This is a genomic window from Psychrobacillus sp. MER TA 171 (genome assembly GCF_023713305.1).
Taxonomy (GTDB): domain Bacteria; phylum Bacillota; class Bacilli; order Bacillales_A; family Planococcaceae; genus Psychrobacillus.
Genome location: NZ_JAMAWN010000057.1, coordinates 1 through 809, shown reverse-complemented (window position 1 = coordinate 809; position 809 = coordinate 1). Strand labels below are relative to the sequence as shown.

1 protein-coding gene is annotated in these 809 nt (G+C 44.7%); it reads left to right on the top strand.

Annotated features, from left to right (window positions below):
- A partial coding sequence (locus M3627_RS20390; protein WP_251557268.1) for a transposase occupies positions 1–582 on the top strand: 582 nt, incomplete at its 5' end.
- Between the last annotated feature and the right edge of the window lie 227 nt (positions 583–809).

Genomic DNA, 809 nt, shown 5'->3' with positions numbered 1-809 from the left:
AAACTCAAGGAAGCCGCTGAAATCTCGATCGGGTTGACCGAAGGCCTGGAGATGGCTCGATTTGAGATTCATACCTTGGTTATGCAATATAGACTCGTTCAACAACAGTATGAATTACTGGCAGAACGGTTACAAGAAATCGCTCAGAATATGCCCGATTATCTCTTTTTGGTATCTATCGAGGGGGTCGGCCCCAATACAGCCGTCGAGCTGTTATCAGAGGTAGGGCCGTTCACTAACTTTCATAGTCCACGCCAAATTATCAAACTAGCGGGACTGACATTACGGGAGAACTCCTCGGGTGAACAAAAGGGACAAAAGAAGATTTCTAAACGAGGACGCAGAAAATTGCGTGCAGCCCTCTTCCGAGCCATCTTGCCTATGATTCGTTACAATCCTGCCTTTAAGGCACTGTATCATTATTATATTGAACGCCCAGTAAACCCTTTAAGAAAGAAAGAAGCCATGGTGGTCTTATGTGGCAAACTATTAAAAATCGCACATGGCCTCTGTACGAAGAAACAGATGTTTCAGTCAGAACGCATGATACAAGACCTGACTGTTCTTCAAACGGCAGCGTGAACCATTTCATTAGTTATTAACTTAGTTGGATGACATAGAGAGCTGGCACAACCGCGACATTCGACTTCAAGTCCCTGCTGGAGCATAGCCGGCCTCTGCCTTATGACTAGACCGAACGAAGGAATGTATGCGTGCGACGCAAAGAGATATGGGAGGGTACGTCATCATAAGTTCTGCAGAGAAACAGAGTGCATCCAAGAATAGTATATTTATGGAATTTTTAACCA